This window comes from Pseudomonas sp. GW821-FHT09C09 (assembly GCF_059418105.1).
This window is the reverse complement of sequence record NZ_JBWKPF010000002.1, coordinates 340829-357860: the sequence shown is the minus strand read 5'-3', so window position 1 is coordinate 357860 and position 17032 is coordinate 340829. Positions and strand designations below refer to the sequence as shown.

The following is a 17032-nucleotide window of genomic DNA, read 5'->3' as shown; positions in this document are numbered from 1 at the left end:
CGCTCCGTCATCTTTTCAGCTACCGGTACGAATCTTGTTCCAGACCCGCGTGCGGATCCGGTCGATGTTCAGCGGCATGGCCTCCAGTGCGAACAATTTGCCCATCATTTCCGGGCTCGGATACACCTTGGTGTCGTTCTTGATGGCCGGGTCGATCAGGCTGTCGGCCTGTTCATTGCCATTGGCGTAATGCACGTAGTTGCTGATGCCGGCCATGACGTCGGGTTGCAGCAGGTAGTTCATGAAGGCGTAACCGGCCTTGGCGTCAGGCGCATCGGCGGGCATGGCGACCATGTCGAACCAGATCGCGGCGCCTTCCTTGGGAATCGCATAGCCGATATCGACACCATTCTTCGCCTCTTTGGCGCGGTTTTCCGCCTGCAGGATGTCGCCGGAGAAACCAACCGCGACGCAGATGTCGCCGTTGGCCAGGTCGCTGGTGTACTTCGAGGAATGGAAGTAGCTGACATATGGCCGCACTTTCATCAGCAGCGCTTCGGCCTTCTTGTAGTCCTCGGGGTTCTTGCTGTGATGCGGCAGACCCAGGTAGTTCAGCGCTGCCGGCAGCAGTTCCGGGCCGTTGTCGAGGATCGCCACGCCGCACTTCTGCAGCTTTTCCATGTATTCGGGCTTGAAGATCAGATCCCAGGAATCCACCGGTGCGTTATCGCCCAGTACGGCCTTGACCTTGGCGACGTTGTAACCGATGCCGGTGCTGCCCCACAGGTAAGGAAAACCGTGCTCGTTGCCCGGATCATTGGTCTGCAAGGCCTTGAGCAATACCGGATTGAGGTTCTTCCAGTTCGGCAACTGGCTCTTGTCGAGCTTCATCAGCGCCCCGCCCTGAATCTGCCGTGCCATGAAATGGTTGGACGGAAACACCACGTCGTAACCGGATTTGCCGGTCATCAACTTGCCGTCGAGGGTTTCGTTGCTGTCGTAGACGTCGTAAGTGACGCCGAGACCGGTGGCCTTTTCGAAGTTTTTCGCGGTGTCCGGCGCAATGTAGTCGGACCAGTTGTAGACCTTGACCGTTTCCGCTGCCTGAGCAAGGGAAGCAGCGAGCATCAAGGGGGCGAGAGCGAGGGTCTTTCGGATCATGGATCGATTCCTGTATTGGCTATTGTTGTTGGCAGGCAATCAAAAGGATCAAGCAATCAGAAAATCAGGACGTAGGTCTTGCGCACGGTCTCCTGGATGTCCCAGATCCCGAGCGTGTTGGCCGGCAACATCAGTGCGTCGCCACCTTGTATGTGCAGGGTTTCGCCGCCATCGTCCGGGGTGAACGTGCAGCGGCCGGAAATGAAGTGGCAGAACTCCTGGGCGGTGATCTGCCGCCGCCAGCGCCCCGGGGTGCATTCCCAGACGCCGGTTTCGACGCCGTCGTCGCGCTCGACGCTGGTGGTCGAGGCAATGGCGACCGGCGTGCCGAGCGGCACGGCCACCGGGCTGGATTCGTCCAGTTGCAGCGTGGCGGTGTTCTTGAATTGGGTGATGCTCATTGCGTTACCTATTTGGAATTGAACAACGTTTAGTGCATGAAACCTTCCATGAACCCGGCCACCCGACTGGCAAGTTTGCGCCGCCAGGGCGCAGTCGCCGGGTTGGCCAGGGTCTGGTCTTCGTGGACGAAACTTTTGATGATCGCGTTGTAGCCGAGCCAGCGGCACGGTTCCGGCTCCCAGGCGCGCAACGCATGGATCCCGCCGTCCGGCAGCACCCAGGGCTGATGCACCAGTTCGGTATCGCGCTCGAGAATCAGATCGGCCAGCGTGCGACCACCGAGGTTGGAAGCACCGACGCCCTCCCCGCCATAACCGCCGGACAGCGCGATGCCGTTGGCCCGGTCGCAGAGCATGTGCGGCTTGAAATGCCGGGACATGCCGAGATTGCCGCCCCAGGCGTGGGTGATCGTGGTGTTTTTCAGTTGTGGAAACAGCTCGCCGAACAGATAACGCCGCAGCTCTACTTCGTCCCGGGTCAAATCAAAGTTGTGGCGCAACTGGCCGGCGAACTGATAGCCGCCACGGGCGCCGAAGATCAGCCGGTTGTCGGCGCTGCGCTGGCCGTAGGTGACTTGACGGCTGAACTCACTGAAAGCCTGGCCACGGTTGAGGCCGATTTCGTCCCAGGTCGCCGCCGACAACGGTTCGGTGGCGACAATCAGGCTCTGCACCGGCAATTGATATCGACCCAGCGGCGGCAGCGTCACCGAATAACCTTCGATGGCCGGGACGATCCAGCGACTGCGCACGCTGGCCTTGTCGGTGCGCAGACTGCCCGACTGCCAATGGGTTACGGGACTGTTTTCGTAGATCTTCACGCCCATGCCCTGAACGGTCCGGGCCAGGCCACGCACCAGTTTTGCCGGCTGAATGGTTGCCACGTGCGGGGCGAAAATCCCGCCGTAGGGTTTGGCGACGCGAATCTGCTGCGCCAGTTGCTCAGGATTGAGCCAGCGATAATCGTCGTCGGTCAGGCCCTGGGCGTGCAGCTTGTTCAGATACTCGCGCAGGCTGGCTTCCTGCTCGGGATAGCGCGCGGCGCAGTACAGCACCCCGCCCTTGCGGTAATCGCAGTCGATGCCTTCGCGTTCGAGGACGACTTCGACTTCATCGGGAATGCTGTGCAGCAGATCGAATGAGGCGCGGCGTTGTTGTGGCGACAGGCCCGCCAGCAGGCGATCCTCGCCCAGCAGATTGCCCATCAACCAGCCACCGTTGCGGCCGGACGCACCAAAACCGGCGGTTTGCGCCTCGACAATGGCAATGTCCAGGCCTGGCGCGTGTTTCTTCAGGTAATACGCGGTCCATAACCCGGTGTAGCCGGCGCCGATGATTGCCACGTCGACGTCAAGGTCCTGCTCCAGCGCCGGGCGCGCGGTGAGCGGCTCGTCGAGTTGGTCCATCCACAAACTGATAGTGCGCCACGCCGGCATGCAAGACTCCGCCAATCCAGATTTCGATGGCGTCGATCCTAGTGGCTGACCTCAGGGACTGTCTTGCGCGCGTGTCCGCAAAGAAATTTGTTTGGCATAAGCCTTGGGCGACTGGCCGGTGTGCTGGCGGAAACAGCTGTAAAACGCCGAAATCGAGTTGAACCCGGCAGCGAACGCCAGTTCATCAATGCGCAGCGGCGGCGTCGCGTTATCCAGCGATTGCAGCAAATGCTGGAGCCGCGCCTGATTGACGTAGCGATAGAAGCTCTGCCCCAGCACCTGGTTCAGCAGGTAGGAAATCTGATTGCGGCTGTAACCGCACTCTTTCGCCACACGTTGCAGATCCAGTTCGGGATCGAGATACGGCTGTTGACGCTGGAAATACTGCTGCAGGTCTTCGGCCATGAAACTCAACTGGCGTGGCGACAGGCCCAGCCGGCTCGCCGCCGGGCGCTGACTCGGCGTCGAAGTACTGGAGCCCTGCTCGCGCACCAGTGAGGCGTATTCGTTGACCCGCCAGATTTTGGCGTCCTTGACGGTGATCGCTTCGCTGGAACGGAACGACACCAGGCCGTTGCCGCCACGCAGGGTCACTTCGTATTGAATGAACGCCGTGTTGCCGTCGATACGGATCCGGTCGCAATGTTCCAGCGCTTCGTCGGATTCACGGGGCATGCTGACGCGGACGTACTCGCGCAGTTCGTCGAGGCCGAGCACGCGGTTCTGGAAAAAATCGTTGTACTGAATGTCCGGATGGTAAAGCGCCATGACGCCATCCAGGTCCCGGTGTTTCCAGCACAGGTGATAGCGCATGACCGTTTCGGCCGTGGCCGGGGTCTGCTGCGGGCCGTCATCATCGGCGTGCATAAGGGACTCTTGGCAAAAGAACCGAGCTTGCCCAACTTCGGGCTCATCATCAACCAAGCGGCGCATAGTGGCACATTGGCGACAATTTCATCAGCCGTGACTTACATCAAAAAAATCCCTGCAATCGCCAAACGGCCTGAAAATTCTCACAGGTTTTTCACATCCAGATGCTACTTTTAAGGACAGTCACCGGTTGAGCCAATGAAGGCTCTTCCCACCTACCATGAGCAAACGGAAGCGCTCGATGAAGAAGGCGGGCAACACATGAACAAAGGGTCAAGCAAGGTCACGTTCCCCAATGCCTGCCAGCTGATGCGCTGGCATTTTCATCCCATGGGTTTCGAAGCCACGATGGACGCGCCGGGCAGCATGATCGCCCGCCTGTTCGATCGGGCCAGCGGCGAAACCATGATCGCCATTGCCGGCATTCCCTGTGCCACGGTGATGAACGCAGCGGATGTCGAACGAATAATCGAAGCCGTCGAAGACGAACTGGAAGCCTTTGTTCCTCCGGAGTCTCTTAGGAGTTACGCCTAAGTTATTGATTTAAAATAAAAAGCCCGCTGCGCGCGGGCTTTTTTATGGGCGATCGGTTCAGGCGGTTTTCTTTTCCGGCCGGTGATCGACGAAGAACGGCTTGCCCTTGGCGACCCGGTCCGACGCACGCGGCATGTTCACCGCCTGGGCATCCTGCGGCTCGACGTACCAATAGCAATGACTCACTGCCCGGGTAATGCCGACATAGGCCAGACGCAGGATTTCGTCCTTCTGCGCCGTGTCGTAAGGCTCGTTGTCACCGGCCTTGCCCAGCCCGGCCATGCGGTAGACCTGATTCTTGTAGGGAGAACTGGTGAGGTGCTGGCAGTCGCCCAACAGAAACACCGCATCGGCCTGCAAGCCTTTGGCGCTGTGATAGGTCAGCTGCTTCAAGCGCCGTGACTCGTACGGCAAGCTCGAATCAACATTAACTACTGACTGAATATGCTGTTCTATCAATAACTTATCGCTACTTTTTCGATAAAGCATCAGGATCGAATCGCCGTTTCTGTAGTGCTCTGCCAGGCGTTGGCCCAGTGCCTGGTCATCGCGCTCTAGCACGTTGACCGGTTGCAACGGCTTCTCCTCGCCGCTGGCCTTGGCTTTCTTGCCGGGAATTGCCGGTGCGGCACGGACGATGTGCTCGGCCGCGTCAATGATGTGCTGATGACTGCGGTAGTTGTCGCTGAGCATCACCCGCGTGGTGCTCGGCGAGGAAAACTCCTTGTTGAACTCCATGAAGTAGCTCGGCGAACTGCCGCGCCAGCCGTAGATCGACTGCCAGTCATCGCCCACGCACAGCAAGGATGAGCGTTGCGCACCGCGTCCGACGTGCATGGCCGGACCACGGCTGCGGATCTCTGCAAGGCTCGCGCGAATCCACGAGACGATCTGCGGCGAAACGTCCTGAAATTCGTCGATCATCAGGTGCGACATGGGGCGCAGCAGTTCATCGCTCAGTAGCTTGAGGTTTTCCGGCGAGTGCTCGCTGAACAGCGCGAACATGCGGTTGTAGGTCATGACCGGCGGCTTCTGATCGAGCAAGTGATCTTCCAGTGCGCGCCAGAACAGGCTCAGCGCCTCGAAGAAAAACCGGTCAGGATCATCCTTGGCGAAACTCATGCGGCCAACGGCGTCCGGTACATCCAGGCCCAGGTTCTCGATAAACCCGGCGGCAGCGACAAAGCAGTCCAGCAACGGCGCGGATGCGAGCTCTCCCTTGACCTTGTAATCGAAACCGGGACCCGCACTGGCATCACCGGCCAACGTAGCCAAAACGCGTCTTGATGACTCGTAACTTTCTATCCAGATCAATGGCTTACGACAGAAAGCTTGAAACAGCGTGCGCTTCACGGCCCATTCTGCGCGGACCGTCAGCTTGGCATTGGGACGGCAGACTTGAGGGTTTTCTCTCGGATCGAAGCCCAAAACGACCCAGGCATCGAGACTCGGGATGTAGCCATGACAGTGAAAGGTTGCGCCGTTGATCTCGAAGGTCTGACGGTTCGGCTCGACCCCCTTGATCGGCCAGGCACCGGCGCGAAACCATAAATCCTCGATCACATCGCACAGTTCTTCGTCACGCTTGGCCGCCAGTTCGGTCACCGCCATGCGTTTTTGCAGGTCCGGGTGATCGCGCTCCAGCTCCTTGAGCTGCAAGGCATGCCGGGACAGTGGCTGGATCAATTGCCGGAAACGCTCGTCCTCGGTGTAGAGCCGGTGATAGCAGGCGTTGAGCTGCTGGCGCTGGGCGTCGTTGATCCGCAGATCGAACGGATTACTGTCGACGTCATCGTCCCCGCCCTGTGGCCGCAGACTGAGGTTTTCAAACGCCTGCAAACGCTCGAACCCCGGCAGGCTGCGGACCATCGGCAGAATCCGCGAATGGAAGGTGCGCACCAGATCCCGGGCGGTCTTCTGGCTCAGGGAATGCCCCCAGAGGGCAAACAGCTCGATCAGTTTGCTGATGAAGTCTTTGCGCGACTCCCGGGTGAACGTCACCACGGTCATCGAATCCAGCTCGAAGCCCAGGTAGTGCGTCAGCAGCAGGATGCGCAACACCAGCGTGGTCGATTTGCCGGCGCCAGCCCCGGCGACCACCGACGTTGACGGCGTATCACTGAAGATCATCTTCCATTGCGCCACGCTCGGCTGGGCGTGGGCCGGCAGCAAGCGGGCAACGTCCGCCTTGATGCGTTTCTTCAGTTCGGCAGTCAGTGGCAGACGCCAGTCATCGAACAGGTGATTGTCGATCCCCGGCGCGCGATGCTCGGTGCTGCGGCTGTCGCGGATCAACAGGACCTGACGGCCCTCTTCCAGCCCCTCGGCCTTGCCTTCCTTGTAGCCGTAGTCGAACCCGGCGGTGTGCCCGCTGCGAAAGCCATCGGCCTGACCGTGCAGCCACGAGGCCCGATGCTGGGCGCGCAATTGCGTCAGACCATGCCCGAGGAAACGCGCCGCCAGGCGTTTGAACCATGGCATCTCGGCCAGGGGACGAAGTTCGGGAGGAAGATCGGGGGTGTGTTGCGCCACGCTGACGGACTCCAGAGGCTGAGGCTGTTGAGGGCTATGGTGTCTGCATTTGCCGTTGAGTTCTAGCGAAATGCTTACAGGTCATTGAGTTAGGCGATGAACTGAAGGCTGCATGGGAGCGTTTCGAGATTTATAACATCAGTCAATTCGATGGGAATGCAGCACTTTTTACGCTTTTTCTCGATTATTGGTTGATAGATGATGCTCGCCATCAATCACCGGTCTCGCTTCGTGGCTGCGGCCGAAACGCCCCATGACGAACCTTTTGAGGAGAAGATCATGCTTGAACTCAGACCCTTCAGCTCGCTGGGCGGCGCCCATCACGGCTGGCTGGATGCCCATCACCACTTTTCGTTCGCCGAGTACTACGATCCACAGCGCATGAGCTGGGGCAACCTGCGGGTGTGGAACGATGACATCATCGCTCCGGGCACCGGTTTCCCCACTCACCCGCACCGGGACATGGAGATCATCACTTACGTGCGTGAAGGTGCGATTACCCACCAGGACAACCTGGGCAACAAGGGTCGCACCGAAGCCGGCGACGTTCAGGTGATGAGCGCCGGCACCGGGATCGCTCACAGTGAATACAATCTGGAAGCGACCCCGACCAAGATTTTCCAGATCTGGATTCTGCCGACCGAAACCGGTGCACCGCCATCCTGGGGCGCAAAACCGTTCCCCAAAGGTGAGCGCGAAGGCTTCGTGACGCTGGCCAGCGGCAAGGACGGTGACGATGAAAGCCTGCGAATTCGCGCCAACGCACGCTTGGTCGCGGCCACCATCAAGGCCGGGGAAACCGCCGAGTACCGACTCGATGCCGGACGTCGCGCTTATCTCGTACCGGCCACCGGTGTGATTGAAGTCAACGGCTTGCGTGCGCAAGCTCGAGACGGTGTCGCGGTGAGCCAGGAACCGGTGCTGACCGTCACGGCCATTGAAGACAGTGAAATCGTGTTGGTGGATCTGGCCTGATCGGCTGGATTACGGGCAAAAAAAGGGCGACCTCTTGGTCGCCCTTTTCTATTCGGCCGTGATCACTTGGTGGAAATTGCACCATCGACCAGGGTTTGCGCTTCGGCCACCAGTTTCTTGAGGTGGTCGTCGCCGATGAAGCTCTCGGCGTAGATCTTGTAGATATCCTCGGTGCCCGAAGGACGCGCGGCGAACCAGCCGTTCTCGGTCATCACTTTCAGACCACCGATGGCCTGATCGTTGCCCGGTGCCTTGCTGAGAATGCTCTGGATCTTCTCGCCCGCCAGTTCGGTCGAGGTGACTTGCTCCGGCGACAACTTGCTCAGCAGCGCTTTCTGCTCAGGGTTGGCCTTGGCATCGACGCGCACCGAGAACGGCTCGCCCAGCTCATCGGTCAGTGCACGGTAAGCCTGGCTTGGGTCGCGACCGGTACGGGCAGTCATTTCAGCAGCCAGCAGGGCCGGGATCAGACCGTCCTTGTCGGTACTCCACACACCACCGTCCTTGCGCAGGAACGATGCACCAGCACTTTCCTCACCGCCAAAACCGAGGGAGCCGTCGAACAGACCGTCGGCAAACCACTTGAAGCCGACCGGCACTTCGTACAGACGACGGCCCAGACGCTTGGCCACACGATCGATCAGACCGCTGCTGACCACGGTTTTACCCACGGCCGCATCGGCGCGCCATTGCGGACGGTTCTGGAACAGATAGTCGATCGACACGGCCAGGTAGTTGTTCGGCGCCAACAGGCCGCCGGACGGAGTCACGATGCCGTGACGGTCATGATCCGGATCGCAGGCGAACGCGACGTCGAAGCGTTCCTTGAGGCCGATCAGGCCTTGCATGGCATGGCTGGACGATGGGTCCATGCGGATCTGGCCATCCCAGTCGACGGTCATGAAGCGGAACGTCGAATCGACTTCCTTGTTCACTACATCGAGGTCCAGACGGTAGTGCTCGGCGATGGCCGACCAGTAGCGCACCCCTGCTCCGCCCAATGGATCGACACCCAGGCGCAGTTTGGCGCCACGGATGGCATCGAAGTCGATGACGTTGATCAGGTCGGCAACGTAGGTGTTGACGTAATCGTGGCGGTGCGTGGTCGGGGCTTTGAGCGCCTGTTCGTAACCGATGCGTTTAACGCCAGCCAGTTTGTTGGCCAGTAGTTCGTTGGCCTTGGCTTCGATCCACTTGGTGATGTGGGTGTCGGCCGGGCCACCGTTGGTTGGGTTGTATTTGTAGCCACCGCTTTGTGGCGGGTTGTGCGACGGTGTGATGACGATGCCGTCAGCCAGGCCGGTGGTGCGGCCACGGTTGTAGCAAAGAATGGCGTGAGACACGGCCGGCGTCGGGGTGTATTCATCGCCTTCGGCGATCATCACGGTCACGCCGTTGGCTGCCAGCACCTCCAGGGCACTGGCCCCGGCCGGCGTGGACAGCGCATGAGTATCGATGCCGACAAACAGCGGGCCGGTGATGCCCTGGGCTTCGCGGTACAGGCAGATTGCCTGGCTGATGGCCAGAACGTGCCACTCGTTGAAACTCAAGTCGAAGGAGCTGCCACGATGCCCGGAAGTACCGAACGCCACACGCTGGGTGGAAATCGAAGCGTCGGGTTGACCGGTGTAATACGCCGTTACCAGTCGCGGGATGTCGACCAACAACTCTGCCGGTGCCGGTTTGCCCGCAAAAGGACTGAGTGTCATGCAAAACCTCTGAAATAGAGTGGTTCAGGAAATTACAGCGGAGTTTACTGGCAGTTTGACCGTAGTGCGATGGGATCTATCCAGTGCGTCCCCGATGTTTTTTAACAGCTCAGCCATCGGGCGCCAGTCGCAACGCATCGCCGATCAAACCGACGACGCCTTCCAGTTCAGGCCCGTTGCTTGCTGTCGCGCTGAGGCGCATGTGTTGCCCATGCATGCCTTGCGCGCTGAAGAGTTCGCCCGGTGCGATCAACACGTGTTGTTTGAGCAGGCGCTGGAACACGGCCCCCATCACCACTCGGCGCGACGAGCGCACCCAGACCGTCGCGCCGCCCTGCGGCTCATCGATGTGCAGCGCATCGCCCAGCCCTTCGCGCAGCAACTCGATCAACCGGGTACGACGCTCCTTGAGCAGGCGCTTCAACACCGGGAGATGCTGATCGACCCGACCACTGGCATACAGTCGGGCAATGGCCTTCTGGCGAATCGGCGAAAGTCGAAACGAGCGCAGCAGGAAGTGCCGTTGCAAGTCGGTGCGCCACTGGCGAGCAAGCACGAAGCCGTAAGGCGCTTCAACGCCGATCACCTTTTCGAAGGTGGAAAACACCAGAAGACGATCCGGGTCCAGTAAATCCCGCAGAGGCCGACGTTCACAGTCGTCACCCAGCTCGCTGTAGCTGTCGTTTTCCAGCACCCAGGTTCCATGATCCCTCAGCAACTGCGCGATGGCTTCGCGATTTTCCTCAGGTGTCAGACTGCCACGGGGCATATTCAACACAGAAGACAGCAGGATCAGTCGAACCGGTTCGGTTTCCAGCAACATTTTCAATTGCCGTGGATCAAGCTCCCCGCCAGGTTGTACCGGCAGCTCGATGACCCTCACATCGGCAGACTGGAGCAGGCGCAACACCATCCAGTCACAGGGCGATTCCACCACCACGGTTGCGTTACGCAGCTCAAGGACAGCGATCAGGATCTCCAGCACCCCTCTCACATCGGCGCCGATATAGACGTCCTCGGCGTGCCAGCAGTGGGTCGGCGACGAGGTGTATCGAGCCGCCAGCAGCATGCGCAACTCGAGCTCGCCACAAGGCTGGGCCGGGACCTGAGCTTGCCGTGGGTATTGCCGCATCAGCTCCCGTTCGAGCATCAGCAGCGGGCTGTCCAGCGGCTGGATCGAGGCCGGATCGTCTGAGCTCAATACGCGCATGCCGAAACACCTGGCGTTGACGTAGACGGTTTCCAGCAAGTCATTGCCTCGACCCGGCGGCATGACCGCGGAGGCCGGCTGTGCGAAATACCCGGACTTGGCCACGGAATAGACCCGGCCTTCTTTCTCGAGCAGCGCGTAGGCGTACTGGATGGTCGAAATCGACACGTTCAACCGTTCGGCCAGTTGCCTCAAGGATGGCAGCCGCATCGCACCTTCGCCGCCTGGCCCATCGATCAGTTGAGTGAGATAGCGATAGACCGCCTGATAGGCGAAATCGGTTTCACGCGAGGCATTCATGAACGGGCGTCCGGCATTCTTTGGCGATCGGGCGCGAGACTCACACTCAACCTTCCGCCGAGCGGTCGCCTGCGGCAACCTCACTGTCGGCAGGGTCCGGGGCGTGCATCGCCTGCTCAGCCACTCGGACAGGTGCCATGGCATACAACCGGCTGATCAGTTGCAAGGGCAAGCCGCTGACATCGGTCATCCATTGCAAAACCTGCTCAGGGGCGTGCAACCCCTGCATCGCACGATGGATATCCGGCATGGCCACCAGCATGCCTGGATGACAGGTTCGCAGAAAACGTTCGAGTCCTGCGCCACCCTCGATGAATGGCGCAAACATCAGACAGACCAGTTGCGCTTCATTGAGCCCGAAATTCTTTTGCAAGGCGGTTGCGGCCAGCGATCGATGCTCGCCCGGATCTGTCAGAGTGCCGAACGTCGCCATGAAGCGCTCGCAGGTTTGCTCCGGAACGTCCTGGCGGCGCATCGATGCGAGGCAGCGTTGCAGGTATTCGGATACGCCGCTTTCGTAATTGCGACCCTCGATGCAGCAAGCCTGGAGACCGCTCAGGTAGGCAGCGATCAAGGGATCTGCCGACTCACCGGAACCCGGTTCGAACAGCAGCTCGTCAGTCTGAAACCCGAGAAAATCGCTGAGCAAGGGCCACCGCTCCTCCATCTTGCCCACCACGATGTCATCGATACCGATATAACTGGTGCGCCGGCAGGCTTCGAACTGGCCGAGCGGCCGCCACGGCGGCAGATCGTCGGGTGCACGGAGTTCCCGGTAACAGTCGCCTCCCATACCGTCCAGCACATCGAACAACTCATCGAACCCGCCGGTCCGCTTCGGCAACGCGCCGATGCCGGCCTTCTGCGCTGCACGATCCAGTCCTTGCAGGAAGTGCGCCTGACGGCGTGCGGAGTCGCTGCTGACCAGTGCATCGACACCATTGTTCCACCGGGCGACCTGTCCGTAGAACTCGGCCGTGGCCAGGTACGCATCGTCCCAAAGCTCCAGGCTCTCACTCCAGCAGCGGCGATGGCCAACCATCAGCAAATTGATGCGGTTCGCCTCGCGCCCGTCGTCGGAAAGGGGTTCGTGATGATTGAAAGGCAGGATCTCCCGGTTGTCGATCATCAGCAGTTCGATCCTTGGGTCGTCATACAGAAACAGGGCGCTGTAGCTGCGATGCATGTTGTGCAATGCCGACGCCGGTGTCGCGCAACCACGCAGGGTCGCCACCCGTAACTGAAAGGTCCCCGGAGCCCGTCCGGCGATACTCAGTTGCGCAGCACGCAACAGGGCCAGGCTGTAACAGCAATCACGAGTGCCCGATTGCGTGACCAGCACCTTGAATTCACCGATACGATCCATGCCCCCGGCGGCTACCGCCAATCGCTGAATCAACAGCTGCAATGCCGTGCGTTCGGCACGGGAAAAGAAACTCAGCAATCGTTGCAATACTTGCTGGTAGACATAGTTCATTGCCTGGTCATGGATCGTGCTCATCAGTACTTCACCCGATATCAAAGGTTTTATATTGCGCAGCCACGAACGCCGGATACGCAATCACTCTTCATTAATTAATAGACGCTGAAATGCTAACACTTAAGTTTTTGTAGTTATTTGAAACAGTTAAGCTCGCAACAATTGAAACTCACCAACCGCGCGCCGCAAGCCCGCGTCTTTACAGGCTTTTCTCGACACAGAAGTTTTCCTAGGAAAATTCTTACAATGGCTTGCACATGATGAGCACAAGAAAAAAAGAAGGGATTACTAGGTCGCCCTACAGCAATTAAACAGAATCTGAAATATCGGCCAGCCACTATTGTCCGGTATTGCGCAAAGTAAACAGAATGCACAGACATAGCTCATTCCTTGAGATGAAAGTAGTCATTCAATTATCAGGGTCTGGATGGCGATTAGAAGATACAGATCAAGAGTAAAAACCAGTTCAGTTGCTGAACGTCCCCAGACATCGCGCCCAGGGTTTCTCATGGTCTGAAGGGTGGAACGCACAAGAGTCCGTGGGGCCACGGACTCTGATCACAAGGGTCAGGCAGGTTCGACTTGCAGGGCGACCCGCTCACGGCAAGGGCATTCGTCCATGTAGCGGTGTGCTTCGACAAACTCGTTGAACGGGAAAACCCGGGTCTTGAGCGGAAGCAGCACGCGGTCGGCCGTCAACTGGTTGATGTCACGCAGGGCACGTTGCAGCGCGACGTGATCCTGGACGATGCCCAGTTCCGGCTTGCCGGTGAAGTTGCCGATGCAGTGCACGAAGAACTGAATGTTCTTCTGGAACGCTGCGCAGGCCGGGAATGGCGTCTGGTTGCCACCTTGCAGGCCATACAGCACCAGACTGCCGCGAGGTGCCAGTACATCACCCAGCAGCGACATCTGCGGGCCGCCGAGACCGTCGAACACGACGTTGACGCCGCGGTTGTCGGTGATCTTGTTGATCCGCATCAACAGGTCTTCTTCTTCGGTGACGATCACTTTCTCGGCACCGAGGGAAAGCAGGTATTCGCGCTCTTCAGCGGTTTTCGTGGCGGCAATCACGCGCACACCCAGCGCCTTGCCCAACTGGACAAACGACGGACCGGCGCAATGGCTGGCGTCGGTGACCAGGGCAAACTGCCCGGGTTTGACTCGCGCCAGATCGACGTAACCGAAATAGGCGATCAACAGCGGCGTGTAATGCACGCTGGCCTCGATCGGGGTCAGCACGTCCGGATAACGGGTGAGCGCGGTACGTGGCAGAACGATCAGTTCGCCATAGACCGGATAGTCATTGGGGCTCTCGGCCGGGAAGCTGGCCACCTTGTCACCGACGATCAGGTCTTCGACACCGTCGCCAATGGCCGTGACCACACCCGCCATTTCATGGCCCAGGCCCGAAGGCAGGCGGGCCTGTGACGACGCCAGGTTCTGACGCCAGAGCGTGTCATACCAGCTGATGCCGATCGCCTCGACACGCACCTGCACTTCGCCAGGACCTGGCTGAGCGGCCGCATGCTCTTCGCATTTGAGCACCTCGGCCGGACCAAACTTGTGAAAACGGATCGTGCGGGACATCGCAAACCTCGTCAAAGTAACCTCTAATGCCCTGAACTCTATCTGGGCTTTCCAGCCAAGACTATCAGTGGCTATTAATAGTCGACATGCCTGTCATTGATTCCGCAGTATGGCCAGCATTGAGCAAATCCATGAAAAAACTGCTGCATCCTTCTCAGTAAAGCTGAATTACCCGGTGCAGAGTACCAGCCTTTCCCCGTAAGATTCATGCCGGCCATTGTTCTCATATGGTCGCTCTCGTCAAGCTTGATGACTCTGCCAGGACTCCAGATGAATCGTAATGACCTGCGTCGTGTCGACCTGAACCTGTTGATCGTATTCGAAACCCTGATGCACGAACGCAGCGTAACCCGCGCGGCGGAAAAGCTGTTTCTCGGCCAGCCGGCGATCAGCGCGGCGCTTTCGCGCCTGCGCGGTCTGTTCGACGATCCGCTGTTTGTACGCACCGGGCGCAGCATGGAACCGTCCGCCCGGGCGGTGGAAATCTTCGCCCTGCTCTCGCCTGCCCTGGACTCGATTTCGACAGCGGTCAGCCGTGCTGCCGAATTCGACCCGGCCACCAGCACCTCGGTATTCCGGATCGGCTTGTCGGACGACGTCGAATTCGCGTTGCTGCCCATGCTGCTCAAGCGCCTGCGTGCCGAGGCGCCGGGGATCGTGCTGGTGGTGCGCCGCGTCAACTACATCCTGATGCCCGGCCTGCTCGCCTCCGGCGAAATCTCCATTGGCGTCAGCTACACCACCGACCTGCCGGCCAACGCCAAGCGCAAGGTCTTGCGCCGCAGCCAGCCAAAACTGCTGCGCGCCGACACCGTGCCGGGGCCGCTGAGCCTGGACGACTACTGCGCCCGCCCCCATGCGCTGGTGTCGTTCGCCGGCGACCTCAGTGGCTTTATCGATGAAGAACTGGAAAAACTCGGCCGCAAACGCCACGTTGTGTTGGCCGTGCCGCAGTTCAACGGCTTGAGCACGTTGCTGGCCGGGACCGATATCGTCGCGACTGTACCGGATTACACGGCTGATGCGCTGACGTCTGCGGGTGGCGTTCGGGCGGAAGATCCACCGTTGCCGACGCGCACGTTTGAACTGCACATGGCGTGGCGTGGGTCGCAGGATAACGATCCGGGGGAGCGGTGGTTGAGGTCGCGGATTCAGATGTTTTTCGGGGATCCGGATAGTCTCTGAAGACTTGCCGAAACCGCTTTGCTCCCGACAGCAAAGCGGTTCAGGACTCAAGCAGAAGTCCCGATCCGAGCTAAACGGTAACTCGACAGGCAATAAATCAACAACGCCAACCCCGCCAGCATCCCACCCACCACCCCAACATAAGCAAAACCAAACTGGCTCCCCACCCAGCTCCCCATCAACGCCCCGCCGCCAATGCCGATGTTGTAGATCCCCGAAAACAGCGCCATCGCCACATCGGTCGCGTCAGGTGCCAGCACCAGAACTTTGGACTGCAACGCCAGGCCGAAGCCCATGATCGCCATTCCCCAGAACAGGCTCAGGGTGCACAGGTAAGAAACCTCACCGTTCAACGGCAACAGCAATGCAAGGCACAATGCGAGTAACGACACGGCGACGATCAGAAAGCGCTGCGGGCTGTACCGGTGCAGCCAGCTGAACAGCAGAGATCCGAAAATCCCCGCGCCGCCGAATAGCAGCAGGATCAGCGTGACCGTCTCGCCACTCATGCCCGCCACCACCTGAACGAAAGGCTCGACGTAGCTGTAGGCAGTGAAATGAGCTGTCACGACCATGGCCGTCAGGACATAGATCGCCACCAGCGCCGGTCGCTTCAACAACAACGGCAAGCTTTTGAGTGATCCCGAGTTCTGGCTCGGTAACAACGGCAAGACCCTCGCCAGCCAGAACACCAGCGTAGCCGCCAACACGGCGATCGCGATGAAGGTGGTTCGCCAACCCATCGCCTCGCCCAATATCCGGCCGAGGGGAATGCCCAGCACCATCGCCAGGGAAGTGCCGGTCGCCAGCAAGCCCAAGGCCTGGACCTGTTTGCCCGGCGGCGCCAGTCGCACGGCGAGAGAAGCGGTGATCGACCAGAACAATGCATGGGATAACGCCACGCCGATCCGGCTCAGCAACAGGACGGCGAAGCTGGTCGCCACACTCGACAGAATGTGACTGACGATGAACATCGCAAACAGCACGATCAACAGCTTGCGCCGCTCGACGTTGCGCGTCAGCAGCATGATGGGCAGCGACGTCAGCGACACCACCCAGGCATAGATGGTCAACATCAGGCCGACCTGAGCCGACGTCATGTCGAAGCTGCTGCCAATCGAACTCAACAGGCCGACCGGGACAAATTCGGTGGTGTTGAAGACGAATGCTGCCAGTGCCAGCGCAATGACCGCATACCAATTGCCGCTGGTGGTCGTCGTAGAGTTGCTCATTTGAAAGTCGTGTCCATCTGTCGGTTTTGCGTACACCAATTGCCGGAAAGCCTCAGACGACAGGTGGTTCGATGGCGACTCTACTATAAAGAAACGCGGACGGGTTCATCGTGGGGGCGGTGAAACTCTCGGCGCACGGGATACAGGCGTGCGTCATTGCCCGGCGTAGCCTTTGACCCGCATGCAATCATTGGTCAGATCGATCTGTTTTTCGGCGATAACGATGCCGTCCCCCACGGCGCTGCCCATGCCATGGGTCTGGTCGTTTGCTGCCGGCGTCGAGTGGTAGCTGGCCGTTGCGGCTTTGGCCTGGTACTGGCATTCAGCTTTGTCGTGCTGGATGTCAGAGGCACTTGCGCCCGGCCTGGACCAATTCTGAACAGAGGTGGCACAAGCGCTCAAAAGCATCGCGAACAACGTAAAAATAGCGAACCTCATGGCTTTCTCCATCGGTAAAAGGATTCTTACTGCACTGTT

14 protein-coding genes are annotated in these 17032 nt (G+C 59.5%); 3 read left to right on the top strand and 11 right to left on the bottom strand.

The window, feature by feature from the left end:
• Positions 1–15: 15 nt before the first annotated feature.
• Genes AC07NR_RS06650 through AC07NR_RS06635 form a run of 4 tightly spaced genes read right to left on the bottom strand, consistent with a single transcriptional unit; the run spans position 16 to position 3805 of the window.
• Entirely contained in the window at positions 16–1101 is a 1086-nt protein-coding gene (locus AC07NR_RS06650; RefSeq protein WP_114882904.1) for a polyamine ABC transporter substrate-binding protein, read from the bottom strand.
• Between the two features lie 56 nt (positions 1102–1157).
• Positions 1158–1502 (bottom strand): cupin domain-containing protein, encoded by a 345-nt coding sequence (locus tag AC07NR_RS06645; RefSeq protein ID WP_495078119.1) that lies wholly within the window; start codon positions 1500–1502, stop codon positions 1158–1160.
• A gap of 29 nt (positions 1503–1531) precedes the next feature.
• Positions 1532–2938 carry an NAD(P)/FAD-dependent oxidoreductase gene (locus tag AC07NR_RS06640; protein ID WP_495078118.1) on the bottom strand — a complete coding sequence of 469 codons (1407 nt, stop codon included), beginning with the start codon at positions 2936–2938 and terminating at the stop codon, positions 1532–1534.
• 51 nt (positions 2939–2989) lie between these two features.
• Positions 2990–3805 carry a helix-turn-helix domain-containing protein gene (locus AC07NR_RS06635; RefSeq protein WP_114882900.1) on the bottom strand — a complete coding sequence of 272 codons (816 nt, stop codon included), beginning with the start codon at positions 3803–3805 and terminating at the stop codon, positions 2990–2992.
• 264 nt (positions 3806–4069) lie between these two features.
• Here AC07NR_RS06635 and AC07NR_RS06630 point away from each other — a divergent pair, with 264 nt between their 5' ends.
• Positions 4070–4342: a DUF1652 domain-containing protein gene (locus AC07NR_RS06630; protein ID WP_038367758.1), complete on the top strand. Its 273-nt coding sequence runs from the start codon at positions 4070–4072 to the stop codon at positions 4340–4342.
• 57 nt (positions 4343–4399) lie between these two features.
• Here AC07NR_RS06630 and AC07NR_RS06625 read toward each other — a convergent pair whose 3' ends face one another.
• On the bottom strand, positions 4400–6874 hold the full coding sequence (locus AC07NR_RS06625; RefSeq protein ID WP_495078117.1) for a UvrD-helicase domain-containing protein: 2475 nt from the start codon (positions 6872–6874) through the stop codon (positions 4400–4402).
• Positions 6875–7153: 279 nt separating this feature from the next.
• Between AC07NR_RS06625 and AC07NR_RS06620 the strand changes: the two genes are divergently transcribed.
• Complete coding sequence (locus AC07NR_RS06620; protein ID WP_134826788.1) at positions 7154–7849, top strand: pirin family protein; 696 nt, start codon at positions 7154–7156, stop codon at positions 7847–7849.
• Between the two features lie 62 nt (positions 7850–7911).
• On the opposite strand, the gene pgm is transcribed toward AC07NR_RS06620, so the two are convergent.
• From pgm to AC07NR_RS06600, 4 genes are all read right to left on the bottom strand, one after another.
• Positions 7912–9558: a phosphoglucomutase (alpha-D-glucose-1,6-bisphosphate-dependent) gene (gene pgm / locus AC07NR_RS06615; RefSeq protein ID WP_495078116.1), complete on the bottom strand. Its 1647-nt coding sequence runs from the start codon at positions 9556–9558 to the stop codon at positions 7912–7914.
• 109 nt (positions 9559–9667) lie between these two features.
• Complete coding sequence (locus AC07NR_RS06610) at positions 9668–11068, bottom strand: aminotransferase-like domain-containing protein (protein WP_495078115.1); 1401 nt, start codon at positions 11066–11068, stop codon at positions 9668–9670.
• Between the two features lie 46 nt (positions 11069–11114).
• Positions 11115–12569: a hypothetical protein gene (locus AC07NR_RS06605; RefSeq protein ID WP_495078114.1), complete on the bottom strand. Its 1455-nt coding sequence runs from the start codon at positions 12567–12569 to the stop codon at positions 11115–11117.
• Positions 12570–13115: 546 nt separating this feature from the next.
• A complete protein-coding gene (locus AC07NR_RS06600; RefSeq protein ID WP_119426356.1) occupies positions 13116–14138 on the bottom strand; it encodes a zinc-dependent alcohol dehydrogenase family protein in 1023 nt (340 codons plus the stop codon).
• Between the two features lie 270 nt (positions 14139–14408).
• Between AC07NR_RS06600 and AC07NR_RS06595 the strand changes: the two genes are divergently transcribed.
• Entirely contained in the window at positions 14409–15323 is a 915-nt protein-coding gene (locus tag AC07NR_RS06595; protein WP_085709803.1) for a LysR family transcriptional regulator, read from the top strand.
• A 47-nt stretch (positions 15324–15370) separates the two neighbouring features.
• On the opposite strand, the gene AC07NR_RS06590 is transcribed toward AC07NR_RS06595, so the two are convergent.
• Positions 15371–16555: a sugar transporter gene (locus tag AC07NR_RS06590; RefSeq protein ID WP_495078113.1), complete on the bottom strand. Its 1185-nt coding sequence runs from the start codon at positions 16553–16555 to the stop codon at positions 15371–15373.
• 153 nt (positions 16556–16708) lie between these two features.
• Positions 16709–16993 (bottom strand): hypothetical protein, encoded by a 285-nt coding sequence (locus tag AC07NR_RS06585; RefSeq protein WP_495078112.1) that lies wholly within the window; start codon positions 16991–16993, stop codon positions 16709–16711.
• Positions 16994–17032 lie beyond the last annotated feature (39 nt).